Annotated in this window: 18 protein-coding genes; 9 read left to right on the forward strand and 9 right to left on the reverse strand. The window is 74.1% G+C overall.

What is annotated here, in order from left to right; translation table 11 throughout:
- Nucleotides 1-106: 106 nt before the first annotated feature.
- The 3 genes from ABTZ03_RS29720 to ABTZ03_RS29730 all read right to left on the reverse strand — a co-directional run bounded on the left by ABTZ03_RS29720 (nucleotide 107) and on the right by ABTZ03_RS29730 (nucleotide 3,330).
- Entirely contained in the window at nucleotides 107-1,291 is a 1,185-nt protein-coding gene (locus ABTZ03_RS29720) for a MinD/ParA family ATP-binding protein (protein WP_350516194.1), read from the reverse strand.
- 108 nt (nucleotides 1,292-1,399) lie between these two features.
- A complete protein-coding gene (locus tag ABTZ03_RS29725; protein ID WP_350516195.1) occupies nucleotides 1,400-2,077 on the reverse strand; it encodes an HAD family hydrolase in 678 nt (225 codons plus the stop codon).
- Between the two features lie 35 nt (nucleotides 2,078-2,112).
- Entirely contained in the window at nucleotides 2,113-3,330 is a 1,218-nt protein-coding gene (locus ABTZ03_RS29730) for a cytochrome P450 family protein (RefSeq protein ID WP_350516211.1), read from the reverse strand.
- 180 nt (nucleotides 3,331-3,510) lie between these two features.
- Here ABTZ03_RS29730 and ABTZ03_RS29735 point away from each other — a divergent pair, with 180 nt between their 5' ends.
- Together ABTZ03_RS29735 and ABTZ03_RS29740 are read left to right on the forward strand one after the other, a co-directional pair.
- Nucleotides 3,511-4,029, forward strand: a complete 519-nt coding sequence (locus tag ABTZ03_RS29735; RefSeq protein ID WP_350516196.1) for a hypothetical protein — start codon at nucleotides 3,511-3,513, stop codon at nucleotides 4,027-4,029.
- 66 nt (nucleotides 4,030-4,095) lie between these two features.
- The gene (locus ABTZ03_RS29740; RefSeq protein WP_350516197.1) at nucleotides 4,096-4,782 is read left to right on the forward strand and encodes a GNAT family N-acetyltransferase; all 687 of its coding nucleotides are present in this window, start codon (nucleotides 4,096-4,098) and stop codon (nucleotides 4,780-4,782) included.
- Here ABTZ03_RS29740 and ABTZ03_RS29745 read toward each other — a convergent pair.
- The 3 genes from ABTZ03_RS29745 to ABTZ03_RS29755 all read right to left on the reverse strand — a co-directional run bounded on the left by ABTZ03_RS29745 (nucleotide 4,772) and on the right by ABTZ03_RS29755 (nucleotide 6,395).
- Entirely contained in the window at nucleotides 4,772-5,275 is a 504-nt protein-coding gene (locus tag ABTZ03_RS29745) for a GNAT family N-acetyltransferase (RefSeq protein WP_350516198.1), read from the reverse strand. The two genes, ABTZ03_RS29740 and ABTZ03_RS29745, sit on opposite strands and share 11 nt — an antisense overlap.
- 81 nt (nucleotides 5,276-5,356) lie before the next feature.
- On the reverse strand, nucleotides 5,357-5,746 hold the full coding sequence (locus ABTZ03_RS29750; protein WP_350516199.1) for a nuclear transport factor 2 family protein: 390 nt from the start codon (nucleotides 5,744-5,746) through the stop codon (nucleotides 5,357-5,359).
- A gap of 52 nt (nucleotides 5,747-5,798) precedes the next feature.
- Entirely contained in the window at nucleotides 5,799-6,395 is a 597-nt protein-coding gene (locus ABTZ03_RS29755; protein WP_350516200.1) for a hypothetical protein, read from the reverse strand.
- 439 nt (nucleotides 6,396-6,834) lie between these two features.
- Here ABTZ03_RS29755 and ABTZ03_RS29760 point away from each other — a divergent pair, with 439 nt between their 5' ends.
- The 6 genes from ABTZ03_RS29760 (at nucleotide 6,835) to ABTZ03_RS29785 (ending at nucleotide 11,065) form a co-directional block, all read left to right on the forward strand.
- A complete protein-coding gene (locus ABTZ03_RS29760) occupies nucleotides 6,835-7,296 on the forward strand; it encodes a winged helix DNA-binding protein (RefSeq protein ID WP_350516201.1) in 462 nt (153 codons plus the stop codon).
- A 92-nt stretch (nucleotides 7,297-7,388) separates the two neighbouring features.
- Nucleotides 7,389-7,574, forward strand: coding sequence for a hypothetical protein (locus ABTZ03_RS29765; RefSeq protein ID WP_350516202.1), 186 nt, complete (start codon nucleotides 7,389-7,391; stop codon nucleotides 7,572-7,574).
- A 252-nt stretch (nucleotides 7,575-7,826) separates the two neighbouring features.
- Nucleotides 7,827-8,897 carry a terpene synthase family protein gene (locus ABTZ03_RS29770; RefSeq protein ID WP_350516203.1) on the forward strand — a complete coding sequence of 357 codons (1,071 nt, stop codon included), beginning with the start codon at nucleotides 7,827-7,829 and terminating at the stop codon, nucleotides 8,895-8,897.
- Nucleotides 8,898-8,974: 77 nt separating this feature from the next.
- Nucleotides 8,975-9,478 (forward strand): hypothetical protein, encoded by a 504-nt coding sequence (locus ABTZ03_RS29775; RefSeq protein ID WP_350516204.1) that lies wholly within the window; start codon nucleotides 8,975-8,977, stop codon nucleotides 9,476-9,478.
- A 102-nt stretch (nucleotides 9,479-9,580) separates the two neighbouring features.
- Complete coding sequence (locus tag ABTZ03_RS29780) at nucleotides 9,581-10,222, forward strand: DUF1707 SHOCT-like domain-containing protein (RefSeq protein ID WP_350516205.1); 642 nt, start codon at nucleotides 9,581-9,583, stop codon at nucleotides 10,220-10,222.
- Between the two features lie 153 nt (nucleotides 10,223-10,375).
- On the forward strand, nucleotides 10,376-11,065 hold the full coding sequence (locus tag ABTZ03_RS29785; protein ID WP_350516206.1) for an SDR family NAD(P)-dependent oxidoreductase: 690 nt from the start codon (nucleotides 10,376-10,378) through the stop codon (nucleotides 11,063-11,065).
- A 45-nt stretch (nucleotides 11,066-11,110) separates the two neighbouring features.
- On the opposite strand, the gene ABTZ03_RS29790 is transcribed toward ABTZ03_RS29785, so the two are convergent.
- The gene (locus tag ABTZ03_RS29790) at nucleotides 11,111-12,160 is read right to left on the reverse strand and encodes a trypsin-like serine peptidase (protein ID WP_350516207.1); all 1,050 of its coding nucleotides are present in this window, start codon (nucleotides 12,158-12,160) and stop codon (nucleotides 11,111-11,113) included.
- Nucleotides 12,161-12,214: 54 nt separating this feature from the next.
- The gene (locus ABTZ03_RS29795; RefSeq protein ID WP_350516208.1) at nucleotides 12,215-13,285 is read right to left on the reverse strand and encodes a trypsin-like serine peptidase; all 1,071 of its coding nucleotides are present in this window, start codon (nucleotides 13,283-13,285) and stop codon (nucleotides 12,215-12,217) included.
- 177 nt (nucleotides 13,286-13,462) lie between these two features.
- On the opposite strand from ABTZ03_RS29795, the gene ABTZ03_RS29800 reads away from it, so the two are divergent.
- Nucleotides 13,463-14,083: a hypothetical protein gene (locus tag ABTZ03_RS29800; RefSeq protein ID WP_350516212.1), complete on the forward strand. Its 621-nt coding sequence runs from the start codon at nucleotides 13,463-13,465 to the stop codon at nucleotides 14,081-14,083.
- Between the two features lie 48 nt (nucleotides 14,084-14,131).
- Here the strand turns inward: ABTZ03_RS29800 and ABTZ03_RS29805 are convergent, their stop codons facing one another.
- Nucleotides 14,132-15,442, reverse strand: coding sequence for a lipase family protein (locus ABTZ03_RS29805; protein ID WP_350516209.1), 1,311 nt, complete (start codon nucleotides 15,440-15,442; stop codon nucleotides 14,132-14,134).
- Between the last annotated feature and the right edge of the window lie 242 nt (nucleotides 15,443-15,684).

The following is a 15,684-nucleotide window of genomic DNA, read 5'->3' on the forward strand; positions in this document are numbered from 1 at the left end:
TCGGCCGGTGGACGCCCAACCGCAGTGGCTCACGCCGCGCGCTGATCCGACGCGAATCGTCGGACACCCCCTGGGCCCGTCCGCCGCCGCTCGGGCCGGAGGCCCGTCAGGAGGCGGACGGGTGGATGCCCTCGGCGACGAGGGCGGCCAGGGTGAGGTGGGCGCGGCGGGTGCGGGGGTGCAGGCGCGCGGGCTCGAAGACGCCGCCGAGGGCGAGGTGTTCGTCGAAGGGCAGCACGACGGCGCCCCGGCAGCGGCGGCCGAAATGGTCCAGCAGGTCGTCGGCGCCGACGGTGCGCCCCTTGGCCCGGACGCCGGAGATGGCGGTGACGCTGCGCCGGGCGAGGTCCTGGTAGCCGTTGGCACACAGCCAGTCCAGGGTGGTGTCGGCACCGGCGGCGCCGTCGATGCTGGTGGTGGCGGTGATGACCAGCTGGTCGGCGAGGTCGAGCACGGCACGCATGGAGCCGTGCAGCAGCCCGGTGCCGCAGTCGGCCAGGACGATCGGGTACTGGCGGCTGAGCAGTTCGACCAGGCGCCGGTAGTCCTCGCCGCCGAAGGCGTCGGCGACGGTGGGGTCGGCGTCGTTGGCCAGCACCTCCAGGCCGCTGGGGGTCAGCGAGGTGAAGCGCCGGATGTCCATGTAGCCGGTGATCGAGGGCGCGGCGGCCAGCAGGCCCTGGACGGTGGCCGCACCCTCGCGGCGGATGCGCCGGCTCAGGGTGCCGGTGTCCGGGTTGGCGTCGACGGCGACGACCTTGTCGGCCCGGGTCTCGGCGAGGACGGACCCCAGGCCCAGCGTCGCGGAGGTCTTGCCGACGCCGCCCTTGAGGCCGATGACCGCGATCCGGAAGGAACGGTGCAGCGGGGTGCGGATGAGGGCGGTCAGCCGTTCCCGCTCGCGCTGCTCGCCCCGGCCGAGCAGCCGGCCGAGCCGGGCGGGGGCGGGGGTTGGGGCCTGAGCGGGGGCCTGGGCGAGGGGCGCCGGGGCGGTGTACGGGACGGCGGCGGGGGCCGGGAGCGGGGCCGGAGCGGCCGGAACCGGCACGGGAGCCGGAACCGGCAGCGGCGCCGGTACCGGCAGCGGTGCCGGCGCCGGCACGGCCGGGGCGGGCCGGGCCTGCGGGGGGATGAGGACCGTCCCCAGGGCGTCCAGCGGCCGCTGCCAGTCCGGCCCGGCCGGCCCGGCCGGCCGGGCCGGGGGCAGGAGCGCGTAGTCGGGGGAGAGGTCCCGCTCCGGGCCCGGGCCCAGCCGCCGCACCTGCTCGATGACCGCGTGCTCCGCCGCCACGTTCCGCCTCCTGTCGCCGCGCCGGCCCCGGGCCGGTGCCGTCCACTTCCCCCTCCGGCACAACGGCCCGGACCCGCCGCGCCGTTCACCCCGCCCGGTCACGTCACGTCACGGCAGCGGCAGTGCGGCGGCGCCGGCGACCAGGGCGGGCAGCTCGCGCATGTCGTCGAAGGTGCGGGTGCCCGGCCCGGCCAGCCAGGCGGCCGGGGTGAGGCCGCCGTGGAAGCCGAGCGAGCGCATGCCGGCCGCGCGGGCGGCGGCCACCCCGTACTTGCTGTCCTCCACCACCAGGCAGGCGGCCGGCTCGACCCCCGCCACGGCGGCGGCGTGCAGGAACAGGTCGGGGGCGGGCTTGCCGGCCGCGACGTCCTCGGCGCTGAAGATCCGCCCCTCGAAGCGGGCCAGCAGCCCGGTCCGCCCCAGGGTGTCACGCAGCCGGGAGTGCCCGCTGGAGGAGGCGACGCAGTCGCGCACCCCGGCCCGCTCCAGCTCCGCCAGCGCCTCCACCACTCCTTCCACGGGCGCGAGTTCGGCGGCGAACGCCTCGTCGTACAGGTGCTGGTAGGCCCGCTCCCAGCCCGGTTCCAGCGGCACGCTCGCACGGGCGGCGAGCTCGGCGGTCATGTACGCGTGGGTGCGGCCGACGAAGCGCTCCACGATCTCCGCCTCGGACAGCGGCCAGCCGATCGCGGCCGCCACCCGGGCGTCCACCTTCACCGCCACGCGCTCGCTGTCCAGCAGTACGCCGTCGCAGTCGAAGATCACCAGTTCGATGGGTATGGGCATGATCCACACCCTAGGGGGCCTGCGGCCCCGCGCCGTCACTCCCGGGCGAGCAGCACCGGCAGCGAGCGGTGCCCGTTGGAGATCAGCGAGTCCACCGGCTCCAGCTCCACCCCCGGCAGCAGCACCAGGTGGGGGAAGCGCTCGAACAGCGAGCGCAGCGCCGTGCGCGCCTCCGTGCGGGCCAGCGGCGCGCCGAGGCAGAAGTGCGGGCCGTACCCGAAGGCCAGGTGGTCCTTCACCGGCCGCAGCACGTCGAAGACCGCACCCTCCGCGCCGTAGCGCACCGGGTGGCGCCCGGCCGCCGCGTAGGAGGCCAGGATCGCCTCCCCCCGGCGGATCACCACCCCGCCCGGCAGCGCGATGTCCTCCACCGCGTACCGCAGCGGCAGGTGCGCCACCGGCGCCTCGCAGCGCAGCGCCTCCTCCACCACGTCCTCCCAGCCCGCCTTGCCCGAGCGCACCAGGTCCAGCTGCTCGGGGTGGGTCAGCAGCAGCGTGATCGCGTTGTCGATGAGGTTGACGGTGGTCTCGTAGCCGGCCGACACGATCAGCAGCAGGGTGTCCCGCAGTTCCTCCTCGGTGAGCGCCCCGCCGTCGCCCTCGGTGTCGCGCACACCGATCAGCAGCGAGGTCAGGTCCTCGCCCGGCTGCGCCCGCTTGACCGCGATCAGCTCCTCCAGCATGGCGTAGAAGGCGGCCGCGTTGGTGGCGGCCTCCTCGGGGCCGAGCACGGTGGAGAACACCCGGTCGACGTGGTGGCGGAAGCGATCGCGCAACTCGACCGGCAGGCCGAGCAGTTCACCGATCACCTGGATCGGCAGCGGGTAGGCCAGGCGCTCGCGCAGGTCCACGGCCGTGCCGGCCGGGGTCAGGGCGATCGCGTCCAGCAGCCCGTCCGTCAGCTCCTGGATCCGCACCGCCATCGAGCCGATCTGGCGGGCGGTGAACGCGGCCCCCACCAGCCGGCGCAGCCGGCGGTGGTCGGCGCCGTGCGCGGTGAACATGTTGCGCGCCTCCACCCACAGCGCCAGCGGCCAGTCGGGCACCAGCCGCTCGAAGTCCGGCCAGTGCTGGTGGCCGTCCTTGGACACCCGCGGGTCCCGCAGCAGCTCCTCCAGCAGCAGCGGGTCGGCCACCGCCCAGGCCGGCACCCCGAGCAGGTCCACCGGGGTGGCCGGCCCGCGCGCGAACAGCTCGGCGCTCTCCGCGTCCCGGGCCCGCCCGGTGGGGTCCAGCACCAGGCGCCGCCCCATCGGGCACCGGGCGTCGGGCGGGGTCAACTGGTTGTCCACGAGGGCTCCTTCGGGCGAGGGTCGGGGTCGCGCGCCGTGCTTCCGGGACGAGGATGTCCCGCCCCGCCCGCCCCCGTCGAGACCGCCTGTCGGCGCCGCCCCCTACCCTTGCCGCCTGTGACCGACCCTTCCACCGCCCCCGTGACCGACCCTTTCATCGCCTACGTGGCCGACCCGCCGCAGCACCTCGACCGCGTCGACGCACTCCTCGCCGACCCCCGCCCCTACACCCCGGCCGACGCCGACCACGCCACCGGGCACGCCGGCCCCGGCTACCGGGTCGAGGAGCTGTACGTCAGCCGCGACTTCCGGCACGACGAGGAGGACAGGCAGGCCTGCGAACGCGAACACGACCTGGCCGAGGCCCGACTCGCCGCCCTGGCCGAGGTGCTCACCGCACGCTGGGGCAGCCCGCACACCGTCGACCTGTTCTCCTACCTGCGGGCGGGCTACGACTGGGAATGCGCCGCACGCCCCGTCCCCGAACCGCTGGCCCTGCTCAGCTGCAAGGCCGTCACCCTGCACGTCTGGCCCCTGCCCGACGGCGGAGCAGGCCCGCGCTGGCTCGGCCTGAGCGTCGGACAGGAGGACAAGGAGCTGCCCGTCGTCCTGTCCGCCACCCTCGCCGACGGCCCCGTCCCGGCCCGCCGCCTCGCCTGACGGCCGGTGAACCCGGGGCCGGGGAAATCGGATGACCGCGGCGGCGGCCGGCTCCGACAATGGGGCATGTTGATCGATCACTGGCCCCTGCTGGGCCTGCGGCTGAACACCCCCCGCCTGGAGCTGCGGCTGCCCGGCGACGACGAGCTGGCCGAGCTGGCCGCCCTGGCGGCCGAGGGCATCCACGCCCCGGACCGGATGCCCTTCCTCGTGCCGTGGACCGACCTGCCTCCCGCGCAGCGGGCCCGTTCGGTGGTGCAGCACCACTGGTTGTGCCGGGGGACCTGGTCGCCCGAGGACTGGGCGCTGAACCTGGCCGTGTTCGAGCACGGCCGGGTCGTCGGCCTGCAGACCGTCTCCGCCCGGGACTTCGCCGTGCTGCGGGAGGTGGGCACCGCCTCCTGGCTCGGCGCGCGCCACCAGGGGCAGGGGATCGGCACCGAGATGCGGGCCGCCGTCCTGCACCTGGCCTTCGCAGGCCTGGACGCGCTGGAGGCCACGTCGGGGGCCTTCGAGGACAACGCCTCCTCGTTCAACGTCTCCCGCCGGCACGGCTACGAACTCGACGGCACCGAGCGGCGCGTGGTCCGCGGCCGGCCCGCGACCAAGCGGCGCCTGCGGCTGACCCGCGCCCGCTGGGAGGAGCACGCGCAGGTGCCCGTCTCGATCAGCGGCCTGACGCCCTGCCGGCCGATGTTCGGACTGCCCGAGGACGACGGCCCGCTCCCCGCGGCTACGACGGCTACGCCGTGAGCGCCAGGCGCCAGTTGTTGGAACGGATGGGGTGGCCCGGCGGGTACTCGAACTCCACCTCGCCGAGCAGCTCGAACCCCGCCTTGCGGCACACCGCGTTCGAGGCGTCGTGCCGCACCGACGGGAAGGCGTGCAGCCACGGCAGCGCGCCCTCCCGCCCGGCCCGCCGGGCGCACAGCAGCAGCGCCCGCACCGCGAGCCCCCGGCCCTGGTACTCGGGCAGCACCGCGTACCCGGTCTCGTACACCTGCTGCCCCTGCCAGGCGTGCGGCCAGTACCCGACCGACCCGGCCGGCTCGCCGTCGAGCATCAGCAGGAACATCCGCCCGTCCGTCATCGCGAGGTAGCGCTCGTGCCGGCGCCGCACCTGCTCGGCGCTCTCCACCCCGCCCAGGTGCTCGGTCAGTTCGGGGGTGTTCTGGCGGTGCAGCACGTCCAGGCCCAGCGGTTCGGACCAGGGCGCGAGGGTGAGGGCGAGGGAGCCGTTCGTCATGGCCCGCACGCTAGCGCGGGGGTCTGACAACGCCGGGCGGCCCCGCCTCTCGTGGGGCGGGGCCGCCCGGGGCCGGAGTGCTCAGGGGGCGAAGATCAGGCGGAAGACCTGGTTGTGGATGAAGAACCCGCCGGGCTGGCCGGGGATCGGCTGGAGGTTGAAGGTCTCGGCGAACTGCAGCGGCTTGTCGAAGGTGTTGTCGACGGCGAGGCTGCCGGTGACGGCGACCAGGACCCCGTCGCCCGGGGCGGGCTGGGCATCGCTGCTGCCCACCCGGTGCTTGACGACGGCGAGTTCGGGCTTGGTCAGAGCGGCGGTGATGGCGACCTGTCCCTGGACCTGGGCGCTCTCCCAGGTGAGCATCGACTCGGGCCGGTACAGGGTGGCAAGGTTCTGACGGGCCGTCAGGCCACCGTCGAAGGTGGTGTAGTAGTGCTGCACGAAACTGTTGGCAATGCCGGCGAAGTCCATGGCCGGACGCTAGCGGCGGTCCGGCCCGGGCTTCCGGCGGATGAAATGATGATCACCCGTACGGGTGATCGAGGTTTACGGGCCCGTCCAGCGGCGCCAGCAGCACCCGGTGGGTGCTCTCCAGCAGCGCGGTGACCCGGTAACGCCCGGCGTGCCCCGGTGGCGGCGCTCCGGCGGCCGGGTAGCCGACCCGGGCCCAGGCCTCGCCGAAGGTGACGGTGTACCAGTGGTTCCCGGGGCCGGCGGAGGTGACGGTCGCCGTCACGGTCGAGCCGACCGGGTGACGCGCCCGGCTCCGCTGCCACTGCTCCTCGGGGAACGCCCGGTGCGCGGAGTCCGGGTCGTGCAGGGCGGGGTCCAGCGGCCAGAGCCTGATCTGCCACCGGCCGGTGAGGCGGTTGTGGAGGTGGCTCAGGACCTCGAAGTCCGTGACCGTGCCGGCCGGCGGCCACTGGTCGCGGCCGCGCAGGTGTGCGCGGTCGACGAATCCCGGGCAGTCGAACTCGGGGCAGCCGGGGTCCGGATCGCCCGGCGCGAGGTCGACGAAGACACCGATGGGCGGCCCGGGGTGCGGCCGGACGCGGCCGCGCAGCCGGGCCCCGAGCGGGAAGCGCCGCAGCAGCGCGTCGATGTCCGAGGGGCGGGTCACCCCGCCACTGTGCCACCGGCGGGAGCGGGGGAGTGGAGGGAGCGGGAAGTCGGCGGGGACGACTTCCCGCTCCGGTCGGGGGGAGCGGGCTCAGCCGCAGGGCACGGTCCGGTCGCTCGGGCACCAACCGTGCCAGTCGGGGGCCCCGGCGAGGAGGGGGACGGGTCCGGCGCACCCGTGTGGGTGATGGGCGGCGCGCCAAAGTGCGGGGGCGGGTTTGCGGCATGGGAAGTCGGCCGGTCCGACTTCCCACGCCGGCGCCGGGGGCGCCATCGCGCCGCGCCGGCCCGCGCGGGCCCCGGCCCGGGTGTCGGGGTGCGCCCCGATCCGGCCGGAACCGGATGCCGGACCGGTACGAACGGTCTTGACCTCAAGCCGACTTGAGCTCCTACGGTGACGGCATTCCGAACGACCGAACGACCGAACGAACGGTGACGTGATGCTCAAGGAGTACCCGCACGAGGTCCTGGCCGCCCAGCCCATCGGCGCGTGGACCGGAGAGGTGTACCGCCGGGTGGTGGGAGGCCTGCGCGAGCAGCTGGCGGTGGAGGGCCTCACCCAGCCGCACTGGTGGACGCTCAACCACGCCGCCGGCGCCCCCGGCCACTGGACCCGCACCACCCTGGTCGAGCGGCTGGCCCGCTACGAGGACCTCGGCCTCGACTTCGACGCCGTCTTCGACGACCTCGCCGCCCGCGGCTGGCTGCTGGAGGATGCGACGACCGGCGGCATGTCCCTCTCCGAGCAGGGCGAGGCGGCCCGGTTGCGGGCCCGGGAGCGCAACCACCGGGTGCTCCGGCGGGCCCAGGAGGGTGTGGACGAGGCCGAGTTCGTGACCGCGGTCAACGTCCTGCGCCGCATCACCGCCAACATGGGCGGTGACGGCGACCTGCCCGCCTGAGCCATCGAATGTCGACGTTCATCGAACAATTGCCCGCATGGTGATCTACTGTCAGTTCCGACCGATCGAACGAATGTCGGAGGAGATCCACCATGCTCAAGCGCATCGCCGTCGGTGCTGCCGCCGCCGCCCTGCTCGCCCTCGGCAGCGGCCAGGCCTTCGCGGACACCTCCCGGGGCGGCGTGGCCCCCCAGAAGGCCACGCCCGCGACCACCGCCTGGGGCGATGACGCCCCCGCGAACACCTCCTGGGGCTGGGGCACCCCCGCCGGCCAGTAGCACCGGCACCCTCCCGGGGCCCCGTCGCACCGCCCGGTGCGGCGGGGCCCCTCGGTGCGGTGGGGGCCGGACCCTGCGGGCGCGTACCAAATCGAAGTGCGCGTCGGGTTCGCGCGCCGTGGATGCTCCCCCTGCGCTCTGGTGCGGGCGGTGCGGATCGACAACGCTGGGGCAGGGCCGTGTCCATGACGACCCGGCCCCGCTGTCGGCCCTCGGACCGTTCATCGGACCGTTCAGGAGTGCGGAAGGCGTATGCCCCAGGACGTCGAGTTCACGATGCCCGTCGAGAGCCGGGTCAGCCCGGAGCTGGACCGCGCCCGCCGGCGCCACCTGGACTGGGTCCAGGCCTCGGGGCTGGTGACCGGCGACGAGGCCCTCCACCGCTACGAGGCCTCCCGGGTGGCCGACAGCGCCGCGTACGGCTTCCCGGAGGCCGTCGGCGCGGACCTCGACCTCTGCTTCGACCTGCTCGGCTGGCTCTTCCTCTTCGACGCCCGGTTCGACCCGCGCTCCGACGCCCGGCCCGACACCCCGTCCGACCCCCTGTCCGACCCCCCGTGCGACACCCCGAACAGGCGCACCGACGCCGCGATCGCCGTCTGCCAGGACCTGGTGGGCCTGCTGCGCTGGCCGAAACCGCCGGCGGCACCCGCCCGGCCCGTCGTCGCCGCCTTCGCCGACTGCTGGCGGCGGATGGGCCGCGGCAGGTCCGAGGAGTGGCGCCGGCGCACCGCCCACGACTGGGTCGACTACCTGGCCGGCTGGCCCACCCGGATCGCCGACCGGGCGCACGGCGTCCCGCCGGACCCGGCCGCCCACCTGCGCGCCCGCCGCCGCACCATCGGGGTGCGCCCGCTGCTCGCCCTGGCCGAACGCGTCGGGGACTTCGAAGTCCCGCTGCTGGCCTGGCACTCCACCCACCTCGAAGGGATGCGGATCGCCGCCTGCGACGCGGTCGTCGCGATGAACGAGATCCACTCGCTGGAGAAGGACGAGGCCCGCGGCTACCCCAACCTCGTGCCCAGCCTGGTGCACCACCGCGGCCTGTCCCGGGCCGAGGCCGTGCGGCAGGTGTGCGGGACGGTCGAGCGCTCGGTCGCCTCCTTCGTCGAGCTGCGCGCCGGACTCCCGCAGCTCGAACAGGCCCTCGGTGCCGGGCGGATGCCCGAACTCGCCCGGTACGCCGACGCCCACGCCGCCTGGATCCGCGGCTACCACGACTGGGGCCGGGCCGCCCCGCGCTACACCGCCCCGGCCGGCCCGGAGAACCCGGGCCCGGAGCACCTCGGTCCGGAGAACCTCGCCGCACCGCAACCGAACTGACGTCAGCGCTGTTGCGGGCATCCCCCTATCATGGGCGCGCTCCACACATCATGATCACAAATCCAGGGGGACGACACATGACCGCCACCGTCGCCGTGTACGCCGAGCAGCCGTTCCTCGCCCTGCGCAGGGGCACGTTCGGCGTGGAGATCGACGGGGTGCCGGTCGGCGGTGTCAGACAGGGCACCGTCGCCCGCTTCCCGGTGTCGGCCGGGACCCACACCGTCCGGCTCACCGCCTGGGACCGTAGCCGCTCCAACCCGGTGGCCGTGGAGGTCGCGGAGGACCGCGAGTTCCTGGTCACGGGCCGGGGCACCGGACTCGGTTTCGCCTTCCTGGTGCTGCCGCTGGCCCGCGCCGCCATGGTGCCCTGGTACTACGTCGCCCCGGTCGGGCTGCTGATGATCGCGGTGTTCTGGAGCGTCCCCGGCCTGCTGTTCCGCCTGCGGGCCGTCGGCGACTCCGCCCTCGGGGAAGCCCGGGAGGCCGGACCCGCCGAGCAGGAACCCGACGGCAACGGCCTGTGGTGGGAGTCCGACCCGGCCCTGGCCGAGCGCCTGCGCAAGAACGCCGACTCCTGAGGGGGCCGGCCGGGCCCCCGGCCTGGCGGGAACCGCGTAACGCGATATACCGTATCGCGATATAGCGTAAGTCGCGCCAGGACGAGAACGGGGACGGGACACATGCCGGGAGAGATCGCGTCCACCGGGAGCAGCACCGGGAGCGGCGCCACCAGCAGCACCGGCCTCGCACTGCGGGCCTCGCACGCCGACCGGGACCGCGTGGTCGCCGCCCTGGGCGTCGCCGCCGGCGACGGCCGGCTGACCGCCGAGGAACTGGACGACCGGGTGGAGGCCGCCCTCGCCGCCCGCACCCTCGCCGACCTGGCCCACCTCACCGCCGACCTGCCCCCGGTGACCGTCTCCCGCACCGGCGTGGTCGCCGAGGGCCGGGACGTCCTGCGGATCGAGCAGAAGTTCACCAAGGCCGAACGGACGGGCAGTTGGGTCCTGCCCCGCCGCCTGGAGATCGCCGCCGAATGGTGCAACGTGACCCTGGACTTCACCCAGGCCGTGCTCACCCACGACACCCTGGAGGTCGACGTCGACATGCAGGGCGGCAACCTCACCCTGATCGTCGGCCCGGGCATCGTGGTCGACCCCTACGGCCTGGTCCTGGAGTTCGCCAAGGTCAAGGGCCACCAGAGCCCCGACCCCGACCTCCCGGCCCGGCTGCGCATCGAACTGGTCGGGAAGAAGAGCTTCGGCCGCATCGCCGTGCGCCACCCCCGCCGCCGGCTGCTCGGCCGCTCCGGCGCCGCCTGACCCGCGCACCCGCCGCGGACGGAAGGGGCGGCCCCCGAGGGCAACACCCCTTGCCCGTCAGGGCAGTTCGGACGGCGCCCCCGCCGCCGGCCCTGCTGCGCCGCGCCCTAAACCGGTGGCCGGGCGCGGCGGCCCGGGGCGAAGCTGGGCCCCATGACGACCACTTTGATCACCGGGGCCAACAAGGGCCTCGGCTACGAGACGGCCCGCCGACTGATCGCCGCGGGCCACACCGTCTACCTGGGGGCGCGCAGCACCGAGCGGGGCGAGGCGGCCGCGGCCGCGCTCGGCGCCCGCTTCGTCCGGCTCGACGTCACCGACGACGCGTCGGTCGCCGCCGCGGTGGCCGTCGTCGAGAAGGACGGCGGCCTGGACGTCCTGGTCAACAACGCCGGGATCGAGGTGCGCTCGCCGCAGGGCGCCGTCATCGGCGCCGCCGAGCTGACCGCCGACGTGCTGCGGGAGGTCTTCGAGACCAACGTGTTCGGCCTGGTCCGGGTGACCCACGCCTTCCTGCCGCTGCTGGAGTGCTCCGCCGCCCCGGTCGTGGTCAACGTCAGCAGCGGCCTGGCCTCGCTGGCCCGGGGCGGCCAGGGTTACCCGGGGGCCGCCTACCCGGCCTCCAAGACCGCCGTCAACATGCTCACCGTGCAGTTCGCCAACGCCTTCCCGGCGATGCGGATCAACGCCGTGGAGCCCGGCTACACCGCGACGGACCTCAATGGGCACGCGGGCACCCAGACCGTCGAGCAGGGCGCCGAGATCATCGTCCGGATGGCCCGGCTGGGCCCGGACGGCCCGACCGGCGGTTACTTCGACGCGGCCGGCCCGCTGCCCTGGTAGACGGGCGCCGGTACCGGAGCCCGGCACCGGCGCCGTCAGGTCAGGTCAGGCCGCGCGCTTCTGCGCCCACTCGTACAGGCGGTGGGCACTGTCGCCGAGGCGGGTGGCGTAGAGCGTGTCGGGCTGGCCGCCCGCGAGGTCCTCGCTGGTGGTGGTGACGCCGACGACGGTGCCGGTGCCGGTGCGGGTGTCGAACCGGGCCAGGTGGGGGCCGCCGCTCGCCCCGTGCGACATGTCGCAGGACTCGCCCCACAGCAGCGGGGCCTTGGGGCCCTGCCGGGCCGGTCCGGCGCAGTGGATCATGCGTGATCCGGCGTACTTGGCACTGGGGTTGTTGAGCCGGTCCTTCGGGTAGCCGAAGGTGTGGACGAACTCGCCCTCGGCGGGCTCGGTGAACGCGATGTTCTGGCTTCCCGTGACGTCCGCGATCCGTCGGCCCTCGGCCGAGGGGTTCGCCACCAGGATCCCCGTGTCGAAGCCGGCGACGGCGACATCGGCGGAAGTCGTCGTGCCCGGATCGGCGTCCCAACGGGAGGAGGTGGCCGCCTCCTTGATGCTGAAGCCGCCGAGCGGCTTCGTGCCGTTGCGGTAACCGGGCACGAAGTAGAGGTTGTGGTTCCACGTCGCGTCGGTGGCGCCGGCCCCGACACCCCGCAGACAGTGCGCCGCCGTGATGACGGTGCTGCGGTTCGCGCTCCTGACGACCGTCGCGGTGCAGCTGCCGTCGTAGCCGTCGGAGAAGGTGAAGAAGAGCCGGCCGACGTTCTTGTCCACCGCTCCGCCGTGCGTCCAGGTGGCCCCGGGGTCCGGGGTGTTCGGGGGAAGCGGCCGCGGGTCGTCGGGCGTGTTGTCGTCCTCGGGCACGGGGGTGATCTCCGGGACCATGGCGCCCGCCAGCTTCATCCGCTCGGGGGTCCAGTAGCCGTCGATCCGGCCGCGCTCCTGGTCGGTCGTGGCGCCGGCATGCGTGGTGACGGAGTCCCGTTCCGCGGCGGAGGCCACGGTCGGCAGCAGCACGGCCGCCGTGGTCGCGCTCAGCAGGAGGGCTCCCGCGGCGGCGAGCGTGCGGGGGAACGTTCGGTGGGTGGTGGACATCATCGCCAATCTCGGTTGGGTGCGGTTGGTTTCGAGCACGGCCCGGCCGACGCCTCAGGAGCGTTCGGCGGCCCGGTACAGCGGCTCGGTGATCGCGGAGGTGAACTGCGGGCCGACCAGGTGCCGGGTGCAGGAGGCGTCGCCGGGGGCGCAGACCCGGCCCGAGGAGTCGAAGAAGCCGCCCAGGGTGTTGTCACCCACCACCGTGCCGATCCCGGAGGACGGGTCGAAGTCGGCGATGCGGGGACCGCCGCTGGAGCCGCCGCCCATCACGCAGGGGGCGCCCCACTCGCCCCGGGGCTGCGGGTACTGCGCGGTGCCGGCGTACTCGCGGGTCCGTCCCGTGCAGTGGGCGAGCCTGGCCCCGGTGTACTCGGGCAGGCCCGCACGGGTGGGATCGCCCGCGGCCTGGCGCGGATAGCCGAACTGGTGGACCGACGCGCTGCCCGGCCGGTCGAAGCCGATGCGCTGGGCGGCGCCGACGGCGTCCTGCACGCGTCGGCCGGCGGCGTCGGTGTTCAGGACCAGGAACGCCTGGTCGTACGCGTTGTACTTCAGGGCGTTCTGCTCGTCGTTGAGGAGCCAGGTGGCGTCGGCGACCCCGGCGCGGGCGACGAACGTGCCGTACGGCGCGAGACCGTCGTGGTAGCCCGGGACGAACATCTCGTTCGCCAGCCACTCGTCGTTGTCGCCGAGGAGGTCGGGGCTGTTGACGCAGTGTCCCGCCGTGACGACGGTGCTGCGGTTGGCGCTGTTCACGACGGTCGCGGTGCAGCTCTCGTCCGCACCGTGGTTGGTGAAGAAGAGCCTGCCCACGGTCCTGCTCAGGGTGTCGGAACCGGTCCACGGGGCGCCGTCGGGAGCGCTCTTGGGCGGATTGCTCGACGACGGCGTGGTCAGGGCGGCCATCCGCTCGGGCGTCCAGTAGTCCAGGACGGCCTGCTGCTGCGCGGCCGTGACCGCCTCCGGATGGACGACCGCCCGGCCGGTGGCGGCCCCGGCCGGCGCTGCGGCGCCTGCGGCCCCTGCGGGTGCGGCCAGCGCCGTGCTCGCTGCCCACACGAGCGCCGTCAGGACGGCTGGTCCGCGCGCTCGGATCCTGTTGTGGCTACGGGTACTTGGCATGCGTGGAACCGTAGGGGCGGGACGTCAGGGTCCCGCCTCAGGAGGGTTCCATCCGTCCATCGGTGACATCAGATTCGTGTAACAAGCGTTGCATCCGTGTTCCGGCGGCCCGGCGGCCCGGCGAAATCGGGAGGCGTCACGGGCGGGCGATGGGCAACACTGCACCGGGTGATCACGATGCAGCCCGTCCTGGAGACCCGCGCCCGCGACGGCTTCGACCTGTGGCCCGTCGCCGTGACCGAACCGACCGGCTTCCTGCCCTTGGGCGGTGGACTCCCACCCGGCGAGGTCGGGACGGCGGTGATGTGCATCGCCGGCTGGAACGCCGGTGAACCCGACGACGGGCCCGACGATCCGCTCGGTGCCTTCCTGCACGGGCTGCTGACCGCCGAACTCCCGTACGCGGCAGGCGGCCTGCGGGTCGTCGACGAGTCCACCGGCATCACGTTCCGGCCCGGCTGCTGCGACGGCCTGGAGGACTGGCGCGACTGGCACCGGCTCGTCGACGGCGGCGGTGGCGGCCTGCTCGGCTACGGCCACGAACCGGAGTCGGCGCTCGCCGAACGCCTCGGCGACGTCGTCCGGCTCACGGTCGACGCCGAGCGGGGCGACAGCCCGGTGATCGAACTTCCCGTCACCGAGCTGCGCCGCCTGCTCGCGGGTGCCGAGCGGGAGTTGGTCGACTTCGTGGCGCTGGCCGCCGACTGGGCCGCGCGGCACCTGCCGCCGGGGCACCGGGCTCCCGTCGTCGGCGCCCTGGCCCGGGTCCTCGACCTGTCGGCGCCGCCCAAGAGGTAGCGCGGAGTGGGAAGTCGGATGGGCCGACTTCCCACTCCGCCCATGGGGTCAGAGCCGGTCGAGCAGCCAGTTCGCGAGAACGGGCGAGACGTGGCTGTGCTCGGTGTTCTCGGTGTCGAAGCCGACCTCGTGCAGGTGGAAGTCGTCGGTGTCCTGGTCGAGGAGGGGCAGCTTCGGGTCGACGTTCCAGGCGATCGGGTCGTACTTGAACGCGGAGGCGCTGACCGCCGGGACGAAGGCGCCGCTGCGGTACTCCTCGCCGATCTCGGCCTTGAGCGCGTCCGCGACCAGGCCGAAGGACTCCAGGGTGCCGCCGGGCACCCCGTCCAGGGCCGGGACCTCGGTGGTGGTGGAGCGGCGCAGCTCGCCGAGGATGTGCATGCCGCCGACCGGCTGCCCGGTGCCCCGGTCGGGCTGGAAGCGGGCGGTGGCGCTGGCGGTGTTGAACGCCGCCTTCCAGTCGAAGGCGATCTCCCCGGCCGGCAGCGGGCGGCCGACGCCGTCGCCGCGCCCGTTGGCGAGGCCGAGCAGGCGTGGGCGCTGCGGGAAGTTGCCGAGGTCGGCGAGCTCGTCGACGAACTCGGTGCGCAGCTCGCTGGCGGTGGCGACCTCGCCGGAGTACTTGGCGTCCGGTACCCAGGCCCAGAGCAGTTGCTGGGCGGCCTCGCTGCGGATCAGGTCGGCCTGGGAGGGCTTGCCGGGCTCACCGGGCGCGAGCGTCTCGAAGAAGTACGCCATCTGCTGGAGGATCAGCGGGATCCAGGCGCCGTTGTGCGGGGAGTCCCAGGACAGGTAGGTGTCGGTCTGGTGGTTGATGTCGTCGTGCTCCATCTTGGTGAGCGCGTAGCGGGTGATGATGCCGCCCATGCTGACGCCGCCGACGGTCAGCCGGGCGTCGCCGATGCGTTCGGCGATGGCGCGCTCGATCGCCTTGGCCGCGAGGTCGGCGTTGTGCTGGATGCGGGTGTGGCGCCGTTCGAAGCCGATCAGGACGATGTCGTGGCCGCGGGCGAGGAGTTGGTCGAACAGGCCCGGAGTGCCTTCCTGGTACGGGGTGTTGAAGTGCTCGAAGAGGGCGGGGAGGTCGCTCTTGCCGTAGTTGAAGCCGTCGGCGAAGAGGAACGGCTTCTCCAGGTGGGTGCGGCCGTCCGCGTAGTAGACGGCGGCCTGGCCGCTCGCGTGGGTGCCGATCAGGTCCCAGGTCGTGTTGGGCGCGCGGTGGCCGGGGGTGCGGGGCTGGGTGGCGAAGAGGACGTCACGGGCGACGCTCGCCGCGAGTTCGGCGTGCTGGGCGGGGGTGGGTTCCGCTCCGCCGGTGCGGAGGGAGGTGGAGACGTCGATACGGGGTGCCACAGCCATGGGTACCGTCCTCGGTCGGGATCGATTTCGTCATCGACCGTAACGGTGCGGTCACTTGGCGCACCATGCGAAGACCGGTAGTGCCCGAAGGTGACCGCAGCGGACCGTTCGGGACCGGAAAGCCGTCGTCGGGGGGGGGCCCCGCCCCCCGGCCCGGCCGCGCGGGGGCCGCGGGGCCGCGCCCGTGGAGGTCGCCCGGTGCGCGTTCGGAGGCTTAATCGACACCACATCCTCAACTAACA

This window comes from Kitasatospora sp. NPDC096077 (assembly GCF_040303245.1).
Lineage (GTDB): Bacteria > Actinomycetota > Actinomycetes > Streptomycetales > Streptomycetaceae > Kitasatospora.

Excerpts from the sequence above, each read along its gene's own strand:
- ABTZ03_RS29725 (WP_350516195.1), bottom strand. The coding sequence starts at position 2,077 with ATGCCCATACCCATCGAACTGGTGATCTTCGACTGCGACGGCGTACTG.
- ABTZ03_RS29730 (WP_350516211.1), bottom strand. The coding sequence starts at position 3,330 with ATGGGGCGGCGCCTGGTGCTGGACCCCACCGGGCGGGCCCGGGACGCG.
- ABTZ03_RS29740 (WP_350516197.1), top strand. The coding sequence starts at position 4,096 with ATGTTGATCGATCACTGGCCCCTGCTGGGCCTGCGGCTGAACACCCCC.
- ABTZ03_RS29745 (WP_350516198.1), bottom strand. The coding sequence starts at position 5,275 with ATGACGAACGGCTCCCTCGCCCTCACCCTCGCGCCCTGGTCCGAACCG.
- ABTZ03_RS29750 (WP_350516199.1), bottom strand. The coding sequence starts at position 5,746 with ATGGACTTCGCCGGCATTGCCAACAGTTTCGTGCAGCACTACTACACC.
- ABTZ03_RS29760 (WP_350516201.1), top strand. The coding sequence starts at position 6,835 with ATGCTCAAGGAGTACCCGCACGAGGTCCTGGCCGCCCAGCCCATCGGC.
- ABTZ03_RS29765 (WP_350516202.1), top strand. The coding sequence starts at position 7,389 with ATGCTCAAGCGCATCGCCGTCGGTGCTGCCGCCGCCGCCCTGCTCGCC.
- ABTZ03_RS29770 (WP_350516203.1), top strand. The coding sequence starts at position 7,827 with ATGCCCCAGGACGTCGAGTTCACGATGCCCGTCGAGAGCCGGGTCAGC.
- ABTZ03_RS29775 (WP_350516204.1), top strand. The coding sequence starts at position 8,975 with ATGACCGCCACCGTCGCCGTGTACGCCGAGCAGCCGTTCCTCGCCCTG.
- ABTZ03_RS29780 (WP_350516205.1), top strand. The coding sequence starts at position 9,581 with ATGCCGGGAGAGATCGCGTCCACCGGGAGCAGCACCGGGAGCGGCGCC.
- ABTZ03_RS29785 (WP_350516206.1), top strand. The coding sequence starts at position 10,376 with ATGACGACCACTTTGATCACCGGGGCCAACAAGGGCCTCGGCTACGAG.
- ABTZ03_RS29790 (WP_350516207.1), bottom strand. The coding sequence starts at position 12,160 with ATGTCCACCACCCACCGAACGTTCCCCCGCACGCTCGCCGCCGCGGGA.
- ABTZ03_RS29795 (WP_350516208.1), bottom strand. The coding sequence starts at position 13,285 with ATGCCAAGTACCCGTAGCCACAACAGGATCCGAGCGCGCGGACCAGCC.
- ABTZ03_RS29800 (WP_350516212.1), top strand. The coding sequence starts at position 13,463 with ATGCAGCCCGTCCTGGAGACCCGCGCCCGCGACGGCTTCGACCTGTGG.
- ABTZ03_RS29805 (WP_350516209.1), bottom strand. The coding sequence starts at position 15,442 with ATGGCTGTGGCACCCCGTATCGACGTCTCCACCTCCCTCCGCACCGGC.